The 15,826-nt window shown below is 72.9% G+C and carries 13 protein-coding genes; 1 reads left to right on the forward strand and 12 read right to left on the reverse strand.

What is annotated here, in order from left to right:
• Positions 1–11: 11 nt before the first annotated feature.
• Genes IE318_RS20400 through IE318_RS20435 form a run of 8 tightly spaced genes read right to left on the reverse strand, consistent with a single transcriptional unit; the run spans position 12 to position 7,911 of the window.
• Positions 12–851, reverse strand: a complete 840-nt coding sequence (locus tag IE318_RS20400; protein ID WP_189902370.1) for an amidohydrolase family protein — start codon at positions 849–851, stop codon at positions 12–14.
• On the reverse strand, positions 848–1,162 hold the full coding sequence (locus IE318_RS20405) for an L-rhamnose mutarotase (protein WP_189902373.1): 315 nt from the start codon (positions 1,160–1,162) through the stop codon (positions 848–850). The genes IE318_RS20400 and IE318_RS20405 overlap by 4 nt, the downstream gene beginning before the upstream one ends.
• Entirely contained in the window at positions 1,159–2,148 is a 990-nt protein-coding gene (locus IE318_RS20410) for an aldo/keto reductase (protein WP_189902375.1), read from the reverse strand. Before IE318_RS20410 ends, IE318_RS20405 begins: the two co-directional genes overlap by 4 nt.
• Positions 2,145–2,900, reverse strand: a complete 756-nt coding sequence (locus IE318_RS20415) for an SDR family NAD(P)-dependent oxidoreductase (protein ID WP_189902377.1) — start codon at positions 2,898–2,900, stop codon at positions 2,145–2,147. The genes IE318_RS20410 and IE318_RS20415 overlap by 4 nt, the downstream gene beginning before the upstream one ends.
• Positions 2,897–4,246: an L-fuconate dehydratase gene (locus IE318_RS20420; protein ID WP_189902379.1), complete on the reverse strand. Its 1,350-nt coding sequence runs from the start codon at positions 4,244–4,246 to the stop codon at positions 2,897–2,899. The genes IE318_RS20415 and IE318_RS20420 overlap by 4 nt, the downstream gene beginning before the upstream one ends.
• A gap of 38 nt (positions 4,247–4,284) precedes the next feature.
• A complete protein-coding gene (locus IE318_RS20425; RefSeq protein ID WP_189902381.1) occupies positions 4,285–5,313 on the reverse strand; it encodes an ABC transporter permease in 1,029 nt (342 codons plus the stop codon).
• Positions 5,306–6,817 carry a sugar ABC transporter ATP-binding protein gene (locus IE318_RS20430; RefSeq protein WP_189902383.1) on the reverse strand — a complete coding sequence of 504 codons (1,512 nt, stop codon included), beginning with the start codon at positions 6,815–6,817 and terminating at the stop codon, positions 5,306–5,308. The genes IE318_RS20425 and IE318_RS20430 overlap by 8 nt, the downstream gene beginning before the upstream one ends.
• A complete protein-coding gene (locus tag IE318_RS20435; protein WP_189902385.1) occupies positions 6,814–7,911 on the reverse strand; it encodes a sugar ABC transporter substrate-binding protein in 1,098 nt (365 codons plus the stop codon). The genes IE318_RS20430 and IE318_RS20435 overlap by 4 nt, the downstream gene beginning before the upstream one ends.
• A gap of 162 nt (positions 7,912–8,073) precedes the next feature.
• On the opposite strand from IE318_RS20435, the gene IE318_RS20440 reads away from it, so the two are divergent.
• Complete coding sequence (locus IE318_RS20440; RefSeq protein WP_373311232.1) at positions 8,074–8,829, forward strand: FadR/GntR family transcriptional regulator; 756 nt, start codon at positions 8,074–8,076, stop codon at positions 8,827–8,829.
• 28 nt (positions 8,830–8,857) lie between these two features.
• Here IE318_RS20440 and IE318_RS20445 read toward each other — a convergent pair whose 3' ends face one another.
• The 4 genes from IE318_RS20445 to IE318_RS20460 all read right to left on the reverse strand — a co-directional run bounded on the left by IE318_RS20445 (position 8,858) and on the right by IE318_RS20460 (position 15,801).
• Entirely contained in the window at positions 8,858–9,325 is a 468-nt protein-coding gene (locus tag IE318_RS20445; RefSeq protein ID WP_051844710.1) for a DUF4231 domain-containing protein, read from the reverse strand.
• A 100-nt stretch (positions 9,326–9,425) separates the two neighbouring features.
• A complete protein-coding gene (locus IE318_RS20450; protein ID WP_189902387.1) occupies positions 9,426–12,446 on the reverse strand; it encodes an alpha-mannosidase in 3,021 nt (1,006 codons plus the stop codon).
• A gap of 59 nt (positions 12,447–12,505) precedes the next feature.
• On the reverse strand, positions 12,506–14,548 hold the full coding sequence (locus IE318_RS20455; RefSeq protein WP_189902390.1) for an endo-beta-N-acetylglucosaminidase: 2,043 nt from the start codon (positions 14,546–14,548) through the stop codon (positions 12,506–12,508).
• Positions 14,545–15,801 carry a glycoside hydrolase 5 family protein gene (locus tag IE318_RS20460; RefSeq protein WP_189902393.1) on the reverse strand — a complete coding sequence of 419 codons (1,257 nt, stop codon included), beginning with the start codon at positions 15,799–15,801 and terminating at the stop codon, positions 14,545–14,547. The genes IE318_RS20455 and IE318_RS20460 overlap by 4 nt, the downstream gene beginning before the upstream one ends.
• Between the last annotated feature and the right edge of the window lie 25 nt (positions 15,802–15,826).

Raw genomic sequence — 15,826 nt, forward strand, 5'->3', positions numbered from 1 at the left:
GGGTCACCGGCTCACAGTCCGTAGACGCGGGTGGCCGTTCCCTCGAAGATCTCCACGCGTTCGGGCTCGCTCAGGGCGGCGGTCAGGCCCCGGGCGGTGGTGAGGACGTCGGAATAGTCCGCCGCGAGGGTGCAGACCGGCCAGTCGGAGCCGTACATCAGACGGCGCGGGCCGAAGGCTTCCAGGGCCACGTCCGCGTAGGGCCGCAGGTCGTCGGGTGTCCACGCCGCGAGGTCGGCCTCGGTGACCATGCCGGAGAGCTTGCAGACGGTGTTGGGCAGGGCGGCCAGCGCGCGGACGGCCGTCGCCCAGGGCTCCAGCCGGCCCGAGGCGATCGGGGGCTTGCCCAGGTGGTCGAGGACGAAGGTGAGCCCGGGATGGCCGGCCGCGGCCCTGGCGCAGGCCGGGAGCTGGTGGTGGACGACGACCAGGTCGTACACCAGGCCCGCGGCCGCGACGGCGGCCAGGCCCCGGCGCACGTCCGCGCGCAGCAGCCACTGAGGGTCGGGCTCGGCCTGGACCTGGTGGCGGATGCCCTTGAGGTGGCGGCCGCCGGGGAGGCCGCTGAGGCGGGCGAGTTCGTCGGCGATGTCGGGGCGGGTGAGGTCCACCCAGCCGACCACTCCGGCGATCAGCTCGTGCTCCTCGGCCAGGGCCAGGAACTCCGGGGTCTCCTCGGGCACGGTGACCGTCTGGACGAGGACCGTGCGGTCGACTCCGGCCGCCCGCGCCTGCGGTGCGAGGTCGGTCATCGTGAAGTCGCGGCGCAGCGGGCGGAGTTCGGGGCCGGTGATCCAGTCCTGGTCGCGTACGGCGAGGTCCCATACGTGGTGGTGGGCGTCGACGGTCACGGCAGCTCCCACACGACGGGCAGGCCGGCGTCCGCGCCTTCGGCGGAGTAGTCGTGCACGACGTCGAGCAGTTCGGCCATCCGGGCCTGCCAGGCCACGTTGACCGGCAGCCCCTCCAGTTCGGCGAGGAGACGGCCGTAGTCCTCGCACTCCAGCAGGTGGAACAGATCGGTTCCGCTGCGCCAGATGGTCCAGGACGTGGCGCCGGCGGCGCGGATGGCAGCGGTGAGTTCGGCGGGGACCTCGCGGTGGGCGGCCTCGTAGGCGGCGATCCGGTCGGCGCGAGCCTTGGTGTGCAGGGCGACTCTCAACGCGGACTCTCCTCGGTGGGGACGGGGGCTCGGGCGGGCAGCAGTCCCGTCTCCCGCAGCTCCCGCCAGAAGGCGGCGGGGACGGGGGTCGCGAACTGCTCGGCGCAGTCGCGTACTTCGGCGGCCGAGCGCGCACCGCTCAGGACGCTCGCCACCGCCGGGTGGGCGGAACAGAAGGCCAGGGCCGCGGCACGCAGGGTGATGCCGTGGCGGTCGGCGAGCGCCTTCATGCGCAGTGCGCGGTCGAGCGGTTCGGCGGGCGCCCGCGCGTAGTCGTAGGTGGCTCCCGGCCTCGGGTCGGCGAGGAGGCCGGAGTTGAAGACGCCGCCGATCACCACGGACACACCCCGCTCGGTGGCGGCGGGCAGCAGGTCGGCCAGCGCGCTCTGGTCGAGCAGGGTGTAGCGGCTGGCGCACAGCACCACGTCCACGTCGGTGTCCTTCACGAAGCGGGTCAGCATCCGCGACTGGTTCATGCCCGCCCCGATCGCGCCGACCACTCCTTCCGCGCGCAGCCTCTCCAGCGCCGGGTAGCCCTCCCGGAAGGCCTGTTCGGCGTGGTCGTCGGGGTCGTGGAGGTAGACGACGTCCACGCGGTCCAGGCCGAGCCGTTCCAGGCTCCGCTCCAGGCTGCGGCGCACGCCGTCCGCGCTGAAGTCCCACACGCGGCGGTGGGTGGCCGGCACGGCGAAGCCGTGGGCGAGGTCGTCGCCGCCCCGGTCCGTGGGCTCCAGCAGCCGGCCGACCTTGGTGGAGATCGTGTACTCCGACCGGGGGCGGCTGCGCAGTGCGGCGCCGAGGCGGCGCTCGGACAGGCCGAGGCCGTAGTGCGGTGCCGTGTCGAAGTAGCGGATGCCGTGCCGCCAGGCGGCGGCCACGGTCTCATGCGCCTGCTCCTCGCCGACCTCGGCGTACAGGTTGCCGATCGCGGCGGCGCCGAAGCCGAGGGGGCCGACGGCGACGGCGCTGCGGCCGAGGGTGCTCACCGGCCCGCCGGGCGCAGCCGCAGGCCCTGCATCCCTCCGTCGACGGCCAGGGAGGTTCCGGTGGTGGCGCCGGACAGTGGTCCGGCCAGGTAGGCGATGGCGCCCGCGACCTCGGCCGCCGTCACCAGGCGGCCGGCGGGCTGGCGGGCCCGGAGGGCCGTGCGTTCGGCGGCCGGGTCGGGGGCGGCGTCCAGCAGACGGCCGACCCACGGGGTGTCCACGGTGCCGGGGTTGACGCAGTTGACGCGGATGCCCTCGCGGACGTGGTCGGCGGCCATGGCGAGGGTGAGGGAGTACACGGCGCCCTTGGTGGCGCTGTACAGCGCCCGCTGGGGCAGGCCGGCCGTGGCGGCGATCGAGCAGGTGTTGACGATCGCCGCGTGCCGCGAGTCGCGCAGGTGCGGCAGGGCGGCGCGGGCCGTGCGGACCATGCCGAGGACGTTGACGTCGAAGACGTGGCGCCACTCCTCGTCGTCGTTGTCCTCGACGGTGCCCTGGGCGCCGATGCCCGCGTTGTTGACCAGTACGTCGAGTCCGCCGAGTTCGGCGACGGCCGCGGCGACGGCCTCGCGCACGCCGGCGTCGTCCGTCACGTCGGCGCGGAAGGCGAGCAGCGGCTTGGTCACGGACGACGGGTCCAGGTCGAGGACGGCGACCTGCGCGCCCCGCTCGGCGAGGAGTTCGGCGGTGGCCCGGCCGATGCCGGAGGCGCCGCCCGTCACCAGCGCCCGGAGTCCGTCGAAGTCGGTCATGCGGCCTGTCCCTTCTGAAGCTGCTGACGGTCGGGGTCGGCGGCCCAGAAGCCGCCGCCCGGAAACGTGTAGCGGTCGATCGACTCCGGCCGCATGGCGGCCGAGAAGCCCGGGGTGGTGGGCGCCGTGTAGTGACCGTCGCGGATCACCACCGGGTCCAGGAAGTGGTCGTGGAGGTGGTCGACGTACTCGATGACGCGGTCCTCGGTGGTGCCGGAGACGGCCACGTAGTCGAACATGGACAGATGCTGCACCAGCTCGCACAGGCCGACCCCGCCGGCGTGCGGGCACACCGGAACGCCGAACTTGGCGGCCAGCAGCAGGATCGCGAGGTTCTCGTTGACGCCGCCGACGCGGGCGGCGTCGATCTGGAGCACGTCGAGGGCGCCGGCCTGGAGCATCTGCTTGAAGACGATGCGGTTCTGCACGTGCTCGCCGGTGGCGACCTTCACCGGGGCCACGGCCTCGCGGATGGCCGCGTGGGCGAGCACGTCGTCGGGGCTGGTGGGCTCCTCGATCCAGTACGGGTCGAACGGGGCCAGCGCCCTCGTCCAGCGGATCGCCTCCGCCACCCCCCACCGCTGGTTGGCGTCGACGGCCATGCGGATGCCGGGGCCGATCACCGCTCGGGCCACGCGGCAGCGCCGTATGTCGTCCTCCAGATCCGCGCCGACCTTGAGCTTGATCTGTGTGAAGCCCTCGGCGACGGCCTGGGCGGCGAGCCGGGTCAGTTTCTCGTCGTCGTAGCCGAGCCAGCCAGCCGAGGTCGTGTAGGCGGGGTAGCCGCGCTCCAGGAGCCGGGCGGTGCGCTCCGGCGCGCCCTGCCGGCCGCGGCGCAGGATGTGCAGCGCCTCCTCGGGGGTGAGGGCGTCGTCGATGTACCGGAAGTCGATCTGGCCGACCAGCCACGCGGGGTCGGCCTCGGCGAGCAGCCGCCACAGGGGCTTGCCCGCACGCTTGGCGGCCATGTCCCACACCGCGTTGACGACCGCGCCGATCGCCATGTGCATCACGCCCTTCTCGGGGCCCAGCCAGCGCAGTTGGCTGTCGCCGATCAGGTCCCGGAAGAGCGATCCGGGGTCGGCGCACACCTCCTCGACGGTCCGTCCGGTCACGTGGTGGCGCAGCGCGTGGATCGCGGCGACCTGGACGTCGTTGCCGCGCCCGATGGTGAAGGTGAATCCGTGTCCCTCCAGGCCGTCCGCGGCGTCCGTGCGCAGCACGACGTAGGCCGCCGAGTAGTCAGGGTCCGGGTTCATCGCGTCGGAGCCGTCGAGCTCGCGCGAGGTGGGGAAGCGGATGTCGTGGGTGTCGACCGCGGTGATGCGCTCGGGCGTCGGGGACACGGATGGCCTTTCGGTCGGTGACGGGGGAACCGGCGCGGTCAGTCCTGGGCGCGGCCCGTCGTCACGCGCGCGATCATGAGGGCGACCAGGATGATCCCGCCGTAGATGGCCTGGATCCAGAACGACGGCACCTGCGCGAGGGTGAGCAGGTTCTGCACCACGCCGAGCAGGAGTACGCCGGTCAGCGCGCCGAACATGGTGCCCTTGCCGCCGTCGAGGCTGATGCCGCCGATCACCGCGGCCGCGAACACCGTGAAGATCATGTTCTGGCCCTGGTTGGCGCTGATCGCGCCGACGTAGCCGGTCTGCATGATGCCGCCGACGGAGGCGAGGACGCCCGCGACGACGTACACGCCGAGCACCACCCGCTCGACGCGGATGCCGGCCGCGCGGGCCGCGTCCGCGTTGCCGCCGATGGCGTACAGGGCGCGGCCCACGCGGTGGTACTTCAGGAGGAGTCCGGTCACCGCGAAGGCGACGGCTGCCAGCCACACCGACAGCGGGATGGTCAGGAAGGTGGTGGTGGCCAGGGAGTAGAAGGCGTCGGGCATGCCGAACAGCGTCTTCCCCTCGGTCGCGCCGACCAGCAGGCCGCGCAGCACGATCAGCATGGCCAGGGTCACGATGAAGGCGTTGAGCCTGAACCTGACGACCAGGACGCCGTTGAACGCGCCGACGGCCGCGCCGGCGACGAGGACCGCGAGCAGGGCCACGGGGGCCGGGAACCCGGTGCCCCAGCCCGACTGCGCCGAGGACAGCACGAGCAGCGCCCCCACGGCGGGCGCGATGCCGACCACGGATTCCAGGGAGAGGTCGAACTTGCCGGTGATCAGCACCAGCGACTCGGCGAGCACGACCATGGCCAGGGCTGCGGAGGCGCCCAGGATCGAGATCAGGTTCCGTTCGGTGAGGAACGAGTCGTTGACGATCGTGCCGAGCACCATGAGCAGCGACAGGGCGGGCACGAGGGCGAGTTCGCGGGCCCGGCGCAGCAGGACCGTCCTGGCCGAGGCGGCGGCGGGGGCGCCAAGGGCGGCGGGCGGCCGGGCCGCCTTGGTGTCAGCCATGGTCCACTCCTTCGATGGAGGCGATCAGCTCGTGGTCGCGCCAGCCCGCCCGGTGCTCGGCGACGATCCGGCCGTGGAACAGGACGAGGACGCGGTCGCAGCGCCTGAGGTCGTCGAGTTCGTCGGAGACGACGAGGACGGCGGTGCCGTCCTCGCGGGCGCTGTCCACCCGCGCCAGCAGGGACTCCTTGGACTTCACGTCGACGCCCGCGGTGGGGTTGATGAGGACGAGCAGGCGCGGGTCGGAGGCGAGGGCGCGGGCCATGACGACCTTCTGCGCGTTGCCGCCGGACAGGTCGGACACCGGCTGCTCGGGGCCCTCGGTGTGGATGTCGAGGCGCTCGATCAGCTCGCGGGCGACGGCGCGCCGGGTCTCGGTGGCGACGAAGCCGAAGCGGCCGAGCCGGTTCAGCACACTCATGACGGCGTTGTCGCCCACGGTCATTGCGGCGACCAGGCCCTGCTCGTGCCGGTCGCGCGGCACGCAGCCGACCCCGGCCCGCAGTGCGGCCTGCACGTCGCCGAACGGGAGCTTTTCGCCGCCGAGTTCGGCGGTTCCTCCGGTGGGGGTGTGCAGTCCGGCGAACGACTCGGCGAGCTCGATCTTGCCGCTGCCGCTGGAGCCGGCGAGCCCGACGACCTCGCCACCGCGCACGGTGAGGTCGGCGTTCTCGTACGCCTCGGAGGTCAGGCCGTGCGCGGTGAGCACGACGGGGGCGTCGGCGGCCGCCGCGCCGCGGACGTATCTGCTCTCGTGCTCCGCGACCGACTCCCCCGCCATCGCCTCCACCAGCGCGGCCCGCGGCAGGTCGGCGACGGGGGCGGTGGTGATCCAGCGGGCGTCGCGCAGCACGGTGACGGTCTGGCAGACCTCGTAGACCTCCTGGAGGTGGTGCGAGATGAACAGGAAGGTGACACCGGACTCCTGAAGGGCCCGCATACGGGTGAACAGCCGCTCGATCTCCCGGTTGTCGAGCTGGGCGGTGGGTTCGTCGAGGACGATGAAGCGCGCGCCGAAGCTCAGCGCACGGGCGATCTCCACCATCTGCCGGTCCTCGACCTTGAGTTCACGGGTACGTGCCTCCGGGTCGACGCGTACGTCCCAGGTGTCGAGGAGCTCGGCCGCCTGGGCCCTCAGCCTGCGCCAGCTGATGAAGCCGCCGGGTCCCGTGGGCTGACGGTTGATGAACAGGTTCTCGGCGACGGTGAGTTCGGGGACGACCGTCGGCTTCTGGTACACGCAGGCGACCCTGCGGCGCCAGGCGTCGCGGTCGGTGAGCGCAGGTGCGGGCTCGCCGTCGAAGCGGACCTCGCCCTCGTCGGGGGCCTGGAGGCCGGTGAGGACGGTCACGAGGGTGGACTTGCCGGCGCCGTTGCGGCCGACCAGGGCGTGGGACTCGCCGGCCAGGACGGTGAGCCGGCCGTCCGCGAGGGCGACCGTCGGGCCGTACCGCTTGGCGACGCCCCGCGCCTCCACCAGCGGGGTGATGACGGGGCTGCTCATTTGACCGTGTTGCCCCACAGCTTGGGGTCGTCCACGTTGTCCTTGGTGACCAGGGGCGCGGGCAGCTGGTCCTCCAGGATGCCGCTGGGCAGCTTCACGATCGTCGAGTCGTGGTCGGTCGGCCCGGGCTGGAACTTCTTCCCCTGCATCGCCGCCTTGATGTAGTACATGCCGTACTTGGCGTAGGCGTCGGCGGGCTGGGAGACCGTGGCGTCGATCTCGCCCTTGCGGATGGCGTCGAACTCCTGCGGGATGCCGTCGTTGGAGACGATCACGATGTGACCGCCCGCCCCGGCCTTCTTCAGCATGTTCTTCGACTTCAGGGTCTGCAGGGTGGGCGCGAGGTAGACGCCGCCGGCCTGCAGGTAGATGCCCTTGATGTCGGGGTTGGCGTTGAGGAGCGTGTCGAGCTTGGAGGCGGCGGTGTCGGACTCCCACTTGGCGGGGATCTCCAGCACCTTCAGCTTGGGGAAGTTCTTCTTCACACAGGCGCGGAACGCCTGCGAGCGGTCACGGCCGTTGACCGAGGCGAGGTCGCCCATGATCTGCACGACCTTGCCCGAGGTGACGTGCGCGCCGAGGTACTGGCAGGCCTTCTCGCCGTAGGCGACGTTGTCCGCGCGGACCACCATGGCGACCTTGCCCTTGTCGGGGGCCACGTCCACGGCGACCACGGGCACGCCCTTGCGTTCGGCCTGGTCGAGGCCGGCCTGGATGGCGGCGCTGTCCAGCGGGGCCACGACCAGGCCCTTGACGCCCTGGTTGAGCTCGTTGTTGATGTCGGTGATCTGCTGCGAGGGGTCGCTGTTGGAGTTGACCGTCTTCAGTGCGTCGACACCCTCGGACGCGGCCATCTTGGGCACGTAATCGTTGTACGACTGCCAGAACGGCGAGGTCAGCAGGGGCAGGATCACTCCGACCTTGCCGCTGCCGTCGCCCCCGGCGCCGGCGGCGCCGCTGTCCTTGGTGCTGCCGCACGCCGTGAGCGCCAGGGTGCCGCAGGCGGCCACGGCCGTCGCGCGCACCGCCCAGATGGAGTTTCGCCTGCCTTGCCGCCTGCCTTGCCGTCCGTTCCGCACTGGTGTGCCGGGCATCTGTCGGCTCCTCATCGAGCGAGATCGAGCAGTTGCCCGCATACTTATCAGACCAATTGGCGCCCGCGACACCCTCTGGAGCCAAGCTTTCTCGACTTCTGGCCATAGTGGTCGGACCACATCGATGGCTAGACTGCGGCGCACGGCGACAGGAGGAGTGGCGTGGACGAGACCCCGACCGGGCCGACCGGGGAGACGGAGGCGGAGGTCCGCGCCACCGCGACCGCTCCGCAGAAGGGCACGGTGACGCAGCGCGCCATCGAACGGATCAAGGGGATGATCTCGGAGGGGCTGCTGGAGCCGGGGCAGCGGCTGCCCACCGAGCGGGATCTCGCCGCCCAACTGGGCATCTCCCGCAGCTCGATGCGCGAGGCGATCCGGGCGCTGACGGTGCTGGGCGTGCTGGAGGCCCGGCACGGCTCGGGCATCTACGTCACCCGGCTGGAGGCCGGCGATCTGCTGGAGACGTTCGGTGTCGTCGCCGACCTGACCCGCGGCCCGCGCCTGGTGGAGCTGCTGGAGGTGCGCCGGATCCTGGAGTCGACGGCGACCGCGCTGGCGGCGGCGCGCATCACCCCGGACCGGCTGGCCGCGGTCGAGAAGCACCTGACGGCGATGAACGCCACCGACGACCCCGAGGAGATCCTCGCCCACGACCTCGCCTTCCACCGGGAGATCGCGGTGGCCGCGGGCAACGAGACGATGGCCGCGATCCTGGACGGCCTGTCCTCGCGCACCTTCCGCGCCCGGGTCTGGCGCGGCTACCAGGAGGAGGGCGCCTTCGCCCGCACCCGCCGCGAACACGCAGCGATCTTCCGGGCGTTGGCCGCCCGCGACCCGGAGGCGGCCCGGGCGGCGGCGGCCGCACACGTGGGCGAGGTGGAGGAGTGGCTGCGCTCGCAGGTGGGGCCGTCATGACGGCTGTGCGGCCGTCCCGCCGCCGCGCTCAGGAACCGGTGGCCGGCAGGGACGGTTCCGGTCGCTGCCCCTGCGCCTGCGACCACTCCCGCAGTTCGTCGGCGCCGACCTCCTCGAGCACCCTCTGCAGGGCCTGCCGGGCCGCCGCGTCGCGTTCCGGCTCGGGCAGCAGCAGATAACGGTCCAGGGCCCGGCGCAGCGTCTCCCGCGCCTGTGCCGCCAGCACCCAGCGGGAACCGGGGCTGTAGAGCTGCCGCATCCCGGTGAAGAAGACGGCGCCGCCCGCGATCAGCGCGGTCAGCCAGGCCGGGGCGTGCAGCCCGGCGGCGACGACCGTCACCGAGGTGGTGCCGAGTGCGCCCAGCTCCGTCACGTGGTGCAGCCTCCGGGCGCGGTCGCAGGACCGCGCGTAGAACGCCAACTCCCGTCGGACCAGGGCCAGCAGCGGATCCGGTGCCGAGGCCCACGACTGATCGGGGACGCTTCTTCGTCGCATCGCCCCATCATCGCGGCCGGGGCCGTGCGCGCAAAGGCCGGGGAGGGCGGCACGGCGGCCGATGGCCGTGCCGCCCTCCCCGAGTGCCTGTCCGGCCGGCTCAGGCGCGGCGCAGCCGCAGCGTCACCAGCTCGAACGGCCGCAGCCGCACCGCGATCCGGCCGCCGTCGCGCTCCGGTGCCGCGGCGTCGGCCAGGGGCCGCTCCAGGAGGTCCGTCACCGTGACGTCCGCGACCTCGAATCCCGCCGTCAGCGTGGCCCGGGCGCGTCCGCCGTGGGCCTCGTGGAAGCGGACCACCACGTCGCCGCTGCCGTCGTCGGCCAGCTTCACCGCCGTCACGACCACCGCGTCCTGGTCCACCGTCACCAGCGGCGCGACCTCCCCGGCACCGGTCAGCCGCCGCTCGGGCACGTTGACGCGCCAGCCCTCGCGGACCGCGTCGCCGATGTCCGCGCCCGGCACCAAGGCGTGCCGGAAGCGGTGGACGCCCTGGTCGGTCTCGGGGTCGGGGAAGCGCGGGGCGCGCAGCAGCGACACCCGGACCGTGGTGGTGGTGCCCCGGTCGCCGTCCGTGCGGACGGTACGGGTCACGTCGTGGCCGTACGTCGAGTCGTTGACGATCGCCACGCCCCAGCCCGGCTCCTCCACGTGCACGAACCGGTGGTTGCAGGCCTCGAACTTGGCCGCCTCCCACGAGGTGTTGGTGTGGGTGGGCCGGTGGAAGTGCCCGAACTGGGTCTCGGAGGCGTACCGTTCGGCGTGCACGTCCAGCGGGAAGGCGAGCTTGAGGAACTTCTCCGTCTCGTGCCAGTCCACCTCCGTGTCCAGCACCAGCCGCCGTTCCCCCGCCGCCAGCGACAGCACCTGGGTGACCCGGGAGGCGCCGAAGGACCGTACGATCCGCACCGAGGCGCCGTCCTCGCCGGCCGTCACCGAGTCCGCGTCCGTCAGATCGGTGACGGTGTTGCGGTAGAACTCGTCCACGTCCCAGGCGTCCCACATGTTCGGGAAGTCCGGGTGCAGTTGGAGGAGGTTCGCGGCCCGGCCCGGGGCGATCGTCTCCCGTTCGGCCTCCACGTCGTACGCCGAGACGACCAGGCCGCGGTCGTCGATCTCGATCCGCAGCAGCCCGTTGTCCAGGACGTGCCCGCCGCCCGCACGGGGCGCCAGGCGCGTCCGGTCACCGGCGGCCGGGGTGGCGGCGCCGCCGGCCGGGACGCCCGCGCGGGCGTGCGGGGCCGCGTTGAAGACGAGCGGAGTGGTGCCTTCGCCCGCCAGCGCGCGCTGGGCCGCCTCGATGATCGCGGTCAGCTCACCGGCGATCCACTCGTACGTCGCCCGGGCCTCGCGGTGCACCCAGGCGATGGACGAGCCGGGCAGGATGTCGTGGAACTGGTGGAGCAGCACCGTCTTCCAGATGCGGTCCAGCTCCTGGTACGGGTAGGTGAATCCGGTCCGCACCGCCGCCGTCGCCGCCCACAGCTCGGCCTCCCGGAGCAGGTGCTCGCTGCGCCGGTTGCCCTGCTTGGTCCTGGCCTGACTGGTCAGGGTGGCGCGGTGCAGCTCCAGGTACAGCTCGCCGACCCACACGGGCGGTTCGGGGTACTCGGCCTCGGCCTTGTCGAAGAAGGCCCGCGGGGTCTCCCACACCACCTGCGCCGAGCCTTCCAGGTCGCGCAGCCGGGCCGCCTTGGCGACCATCTCACGGGTGGTGCCGCCGCCTCCGTCGCCCCAGCCGGTGGGGGCGAGGGAGTGCCGGGCGACGCCCTTGTCCTTGAAGTTGCGGGCCGCGTGGGCGATCTCGCTGCCCTTCATGGAGCAGTTGTAGGTGTCGACCGGCGGGAAGTGCGTGAAGATCCGGGTGCCGTCGATGCCCTCCCACTGGAAGGTGTGGTGGGGGAACTTGTTGGTCTGCGACCAGGAGATCTTCTGTGTCAGCAGCCGGGTGGAGCCGGCCGCCCTGATGATCTGCGGCAGTCCGGCGGCGAAGCCGAAGGTGTCGGGCAGCCAGGCCTCGTCGTTCTCGATGCCGAACTCGTCCAGGAAGAACCGCTTGCCGTGCACGAACTGCCGGGCCATCGCCTCCGAGCCGGGCATGTTGGTGTCGGACTCCACCCACATCCCGCCGGCCGGCACGAACCGCCCGTCCGCGACCGCCTTCTTCACCCGCGCCCACACCTCGGGCCGGTGCTCCTTGACCCACGCCCACTGCTGCGCCTGGGACATGGCGAAGACGAAGTCCGGCTCGTCCTCCAGCAGGGCGGTCATGTTGGACGTCGTACGGGCCACCTTGCGCACCGTCTCGCGCAGCGGCCACAGCCACGCCGAGTCGATGTGCGCGTGCCCGACCGCGCTGATGCGGTGCGCGGAGGGAACGGCGGGCGCGGACAGCACGCCGGTGAGCCGCGCGCGGGCCCGTGCGGCGGTGCCGTTCACGTCCTGGAGGTCGACGGCGTCGAGCGCCCGGTCCACCGCGCGCAGGATCTCGTAGCGGCGCTGGGAGTCCACCGGCAGCTCGGCCATCAGCTCACCCAGCACCTCCAGGTCGACGACCAGCTGCCACACGGTCTCGTCGAAGACCGCGAGGTCCATGCGGGTCAGCGTGTACTGGGGCTCGCTGCCCGCGGTCTCCTTGTCGCCGAGCCGCGTGGGCAGGAAGGGGTGGTAGTCGAGGATGACCGGGTTGGAGGCGGCCTCGATGTGCAGCCGCACCTCCTCGCCGCCCGCGACGGGCGCCCCGATCCGGACCCACTGGTTGCGCGGGTTGAGGCCCTTCACCGGTGTGCCGTCGGGCCGGTAGACCAGGCCCTCGCACTGGAAGCCGGGCATGTTCTCGTCGAAGCCGAGGTCGAGCAGGGCCTCGACGGTCCGCCCGGCCCACTCCTGCGGCACGGTCCCGGTCACCCGGAACCAGCTGGTGCCCCACGGAGCACCCCAGCGGGCGCCCACCTCGATCGGCTCCGGCTCTGCGGCCAGTCCTTCGGCCACCGGCACGGGCTCGCCGGGCGCGTGCCACACCGCGACCTGGAGGGGGACGGACTCGGGGTACACGGCGGGGCGGATGCGCTCGTCGAGGACGCGCTTGAGGCGGCCTTCGACCAGGCTGCGGTCGTCATGCATGAGGGGTGCTCCGTGGGTCGTACGTCAGCGGGTGGATCAGTGGGTGGGTCGGCGGACGGCTACCAGGGGTGGGTGACGGTCGCGGGGGCCGACGCGGTGTACAGCTCCCCCACCGCGCGCACTTCGAACCGTACGGCCCGCTCGCCCGTGGCGGGTGTCAGGCCGCCGGCGAAGTACGCCCGCTGGCAGGTGCCGCCGAGGAAGCGGCGGGTGCCGTCGGGCAGCACTCGGTGCACGGTGTAGTGGCGTACCGTGCCGGGCGCCGGATGGTTCCAGGCCAGGCGCAGGTCTCCGCCGGAGGCGGCGGTGATCCGCGGCCCGGAGGGGGCGGCCGGGGCACCGGTGCCGGTGCGCCCGTGGACGGCGAGGCGGCCGAGTCGCCAGCGCACCGGCCCGCCGTCACCGGTCGCGGTCAGCCGGACGCCGATCGCGTGCACGGTCCCGGTCAGGCCGGTGAGCCGGACCGTCGAGGTCCGCCAGCCGTCGGCGGTGCCGGCCGGCAGCGGGAGGTACGTGTACGGCGGTGCCGCCCCGGCTTCGTCCGGCTCGGCGGCCGCCACGGCCAGCTCGACCCGGACGGTGCCCGCCTCCGCGCGATGCGTCAGCTCGACGACCGTGTCCGGGCCGATCGGCAGCCGGGTCGCGTACAGGTCGAGCACGGCGGGCCGGTCGAGCGCGCCGTCCACCAGCACGCTGCTGCCGCCGCGCCAGGCGTCCGCGAAGTCGAAGCGGACGGCGGGCCGCTGCCCGTCCGTGCGCACCACCCAGCGCCGGGACGGCAGCCGGTCCTGGAGGCCGAGGTGGTTCCACGGGGTGCCGGAGGCGACCTCGCCGTCCTCGTACCAGCGCAGCCCGTGCCCGGTGTTGAACGTGCTCGCGAACGGCAGTGAGGTGACCGTCGACCGGTCCGCCACGGACACGGCGGGCGCCCGCCAGCCGTCGGCCGGGTCGGGACGGGACGGATCGAGGGAGCGACCGGTCCAGAACCGGTCGTCGGCGGCGTGGAAGTCCTCCGGGGTGTGCCCGGCGGGCAGGTGGTTGCGGGTCCACTCGGGGCGGTAGAGGCCGACGGAGGTGACGTGCGGCCGGTCGGTGGGCACGATCGCGTCCCAGTCCACGGACGTGTTCGACCCGTTCGACTCCACGTCCACGCCGGCCCACAACTCGTAGCGGTCGCGTTGCAGTTGTGCGGCCCTGTCCGCCGAGGAGGCGAGCGATTCCGCGCTCCAGCGGAAGTCGACGAACATGTCGTCGGCGGCCTGGAAGAAGTCCTGGTTACGGCTGTTCAGCGCGCCCTGCCAGCTCACCGAGCCGTTCACGGTCATCGCGTCGTACCAGGTCACCCGCTGCCCCCTGGCCTCGGACAGCCGCTCGAGCTCGCGTACGAAGCCCAGCATGTCCGCGCCGAGCGCGCTGTCGCCGCCGCCGGTCTCCGCGTTGACGAACCAGCCGTCGAAGCCGTACGCCGCCGCCACCGCCACCAGTTGCGCCGCGAGCGGGTAGTGGCCGGAGGCGTCCCTCTGCACCAGGTCACGGGTCCACTGGAGCTGTCCGCCGTAGGCGGCGGGCGGCAGGAAGACGTTGCCGAGGACGGGGACGCCGTGCCGGTGGGCCGCGTCCACGACGGGGGCGTTCGGGGCCAGGATCAGGCCCTCCCCGGACGAGCCGCCCCAGAACACCAGCTCGTCGATGTACGCCCAGTGCGTGAGGGCGTAGGTGTCGGCGGTGGCCGAGCCCTGGGAGGGGTTGGAGGAGGTGGGTCCGAAGGAGACCAGGGACTGGATCCGCGCCTGTCCGGCGCGGGCGGTGGTGTTGGCGGGGGCCGGAGTGAAGCGGCGGGCGAGCGGGACGGAGGAGGCGTTGAAGGCGAGGTCGGGGTCGGTGGCGGCGCGCCACGTCTTCAGGCTGCGCCAGGTGATGCCGGGACCCGGGCTGCCGGAGGGCAGGGAGTCGGGGTACCAGTAGGAGGCGTACGGCTGGAGCGCGGCCGTCGCCTTCGGGGCGCCCTCGGCGGCCCGGGCGGGCGGCGCGGGCAGTGCGGGCAGGAACGCGGCCGCGGCGCCGGCGATCAGGACGGTGCGTCTGGTGGGCTTCGGGTTCACGTGCGGGTGCCTCCTTGCGGGGTGGGGGGTACCTGGTCGGACGTGACGACTTCCGTGATGCCGCGGGCGGCGAGGTGGTCCCGGTCGGACGCCCGGGTGTCGAGGACGGTGGTGGGGCGGGCGCCGTCGGCGGTCAGCCGGAAGAAGGCCTCGAAGACGTCGCCGCCGGGCGCACAGCGGGAGCGGGCGGCCGGGTCGGCGGGGACGGCGAGGGCGGTGGTGCGCGGGGCCGGGGCGTAGGTGTGGTCGCGGGCCGCGCGGGCCAGGGTGCGGCCGATGTCCTTGGGTTCGCGGTCGTTGGTGAGCAGGCCCAGGGTGTACTCGAGTTCGGGGAAGTCGGCCAGTTCGCGGGAGACGTCGTGGGAGCACCACCAGGTGATGCCCCACAGGTCGGGGCAGTCCAGGGCGTTCGAGACGGTCGCCTCGGTGAACGCGGCGGCGTGCTCGGCGGGGATCAGGGGGGCGGGGGCGCCGACCTCCTGGAGCCAGACCGGGCGGTGCGGGTCGTCGGCCCAGGCCTTGCTGAGCTCGATCAGATACGCGGCGTGGTGCTCGGTGGGGACGGAGGTGCGGCCGTGGCGCTGTGCGGTGCCGTTGAACACCCAGGAGTGGACGGCCGTGAGGGCGCCGTGCCGGGCGGCCTGGGCCGGGGTGAAGGGCATGTCGTCCTGGTACCAGGTGGCGTCGTACTCGGCGTGCAGGTGCGGCTTGCCGGGGGCGCCCTTCTCGCAGGCGCCGAGCATGCGCTCCAGCCAGGCGTCGATCTGGTCGGCGGTGGCCCGGTCCGGGTCGGGGTGGGGGCCGGCGGAGAACTGGTTGACCTCGTTGCCGAGCGTCATGCCGAGGAAGTTCGGGCGGTCGGCGAGGGCGGCGGCCAGGGTGCGCAGGTAGGCGGCTTGGCCGTCGAGCACCTCGGGGTCGGTGAACAGGTTGCGCCGGTGCCAGGTGCGGGTCCAGGCCGGCAGGAAGTCGAAGCTGGACAGATGCCCTTGCAGACCGTCCACGTTGACGTCGAGCCCGCGTTCGGCGGCGGCGTCGACGAGCTGGACGAGCTGTTCCACGGCGCGGGGGCGGATCAGGGCGCGGTCGGGCTGGAAGTAGGGCCACAGCGGGAAGACTCGGACGTGGTCCAGGCCGAGCTCGGCGATGGAGTCCAGGTCGGCGCGGACGGCGTCGAGGTCGAAGTCGAGCCAGTGGTGGAACCACCCCTGGCTCGGGGTGTAGTTGACGCCGAAGCGCACGGCAGAAGGCATGCGGGGTCCTTGCGGGTGGGAGTAC

This window comes from Streptomyces spiralis, assembly GCF_014654675.1.
Lineage (GTDB): Bacteria > Actinomycetota > Actinomycetes > Streptomycetales > Streptomycetaceae > Streptomyces > Streptomyces spiralis.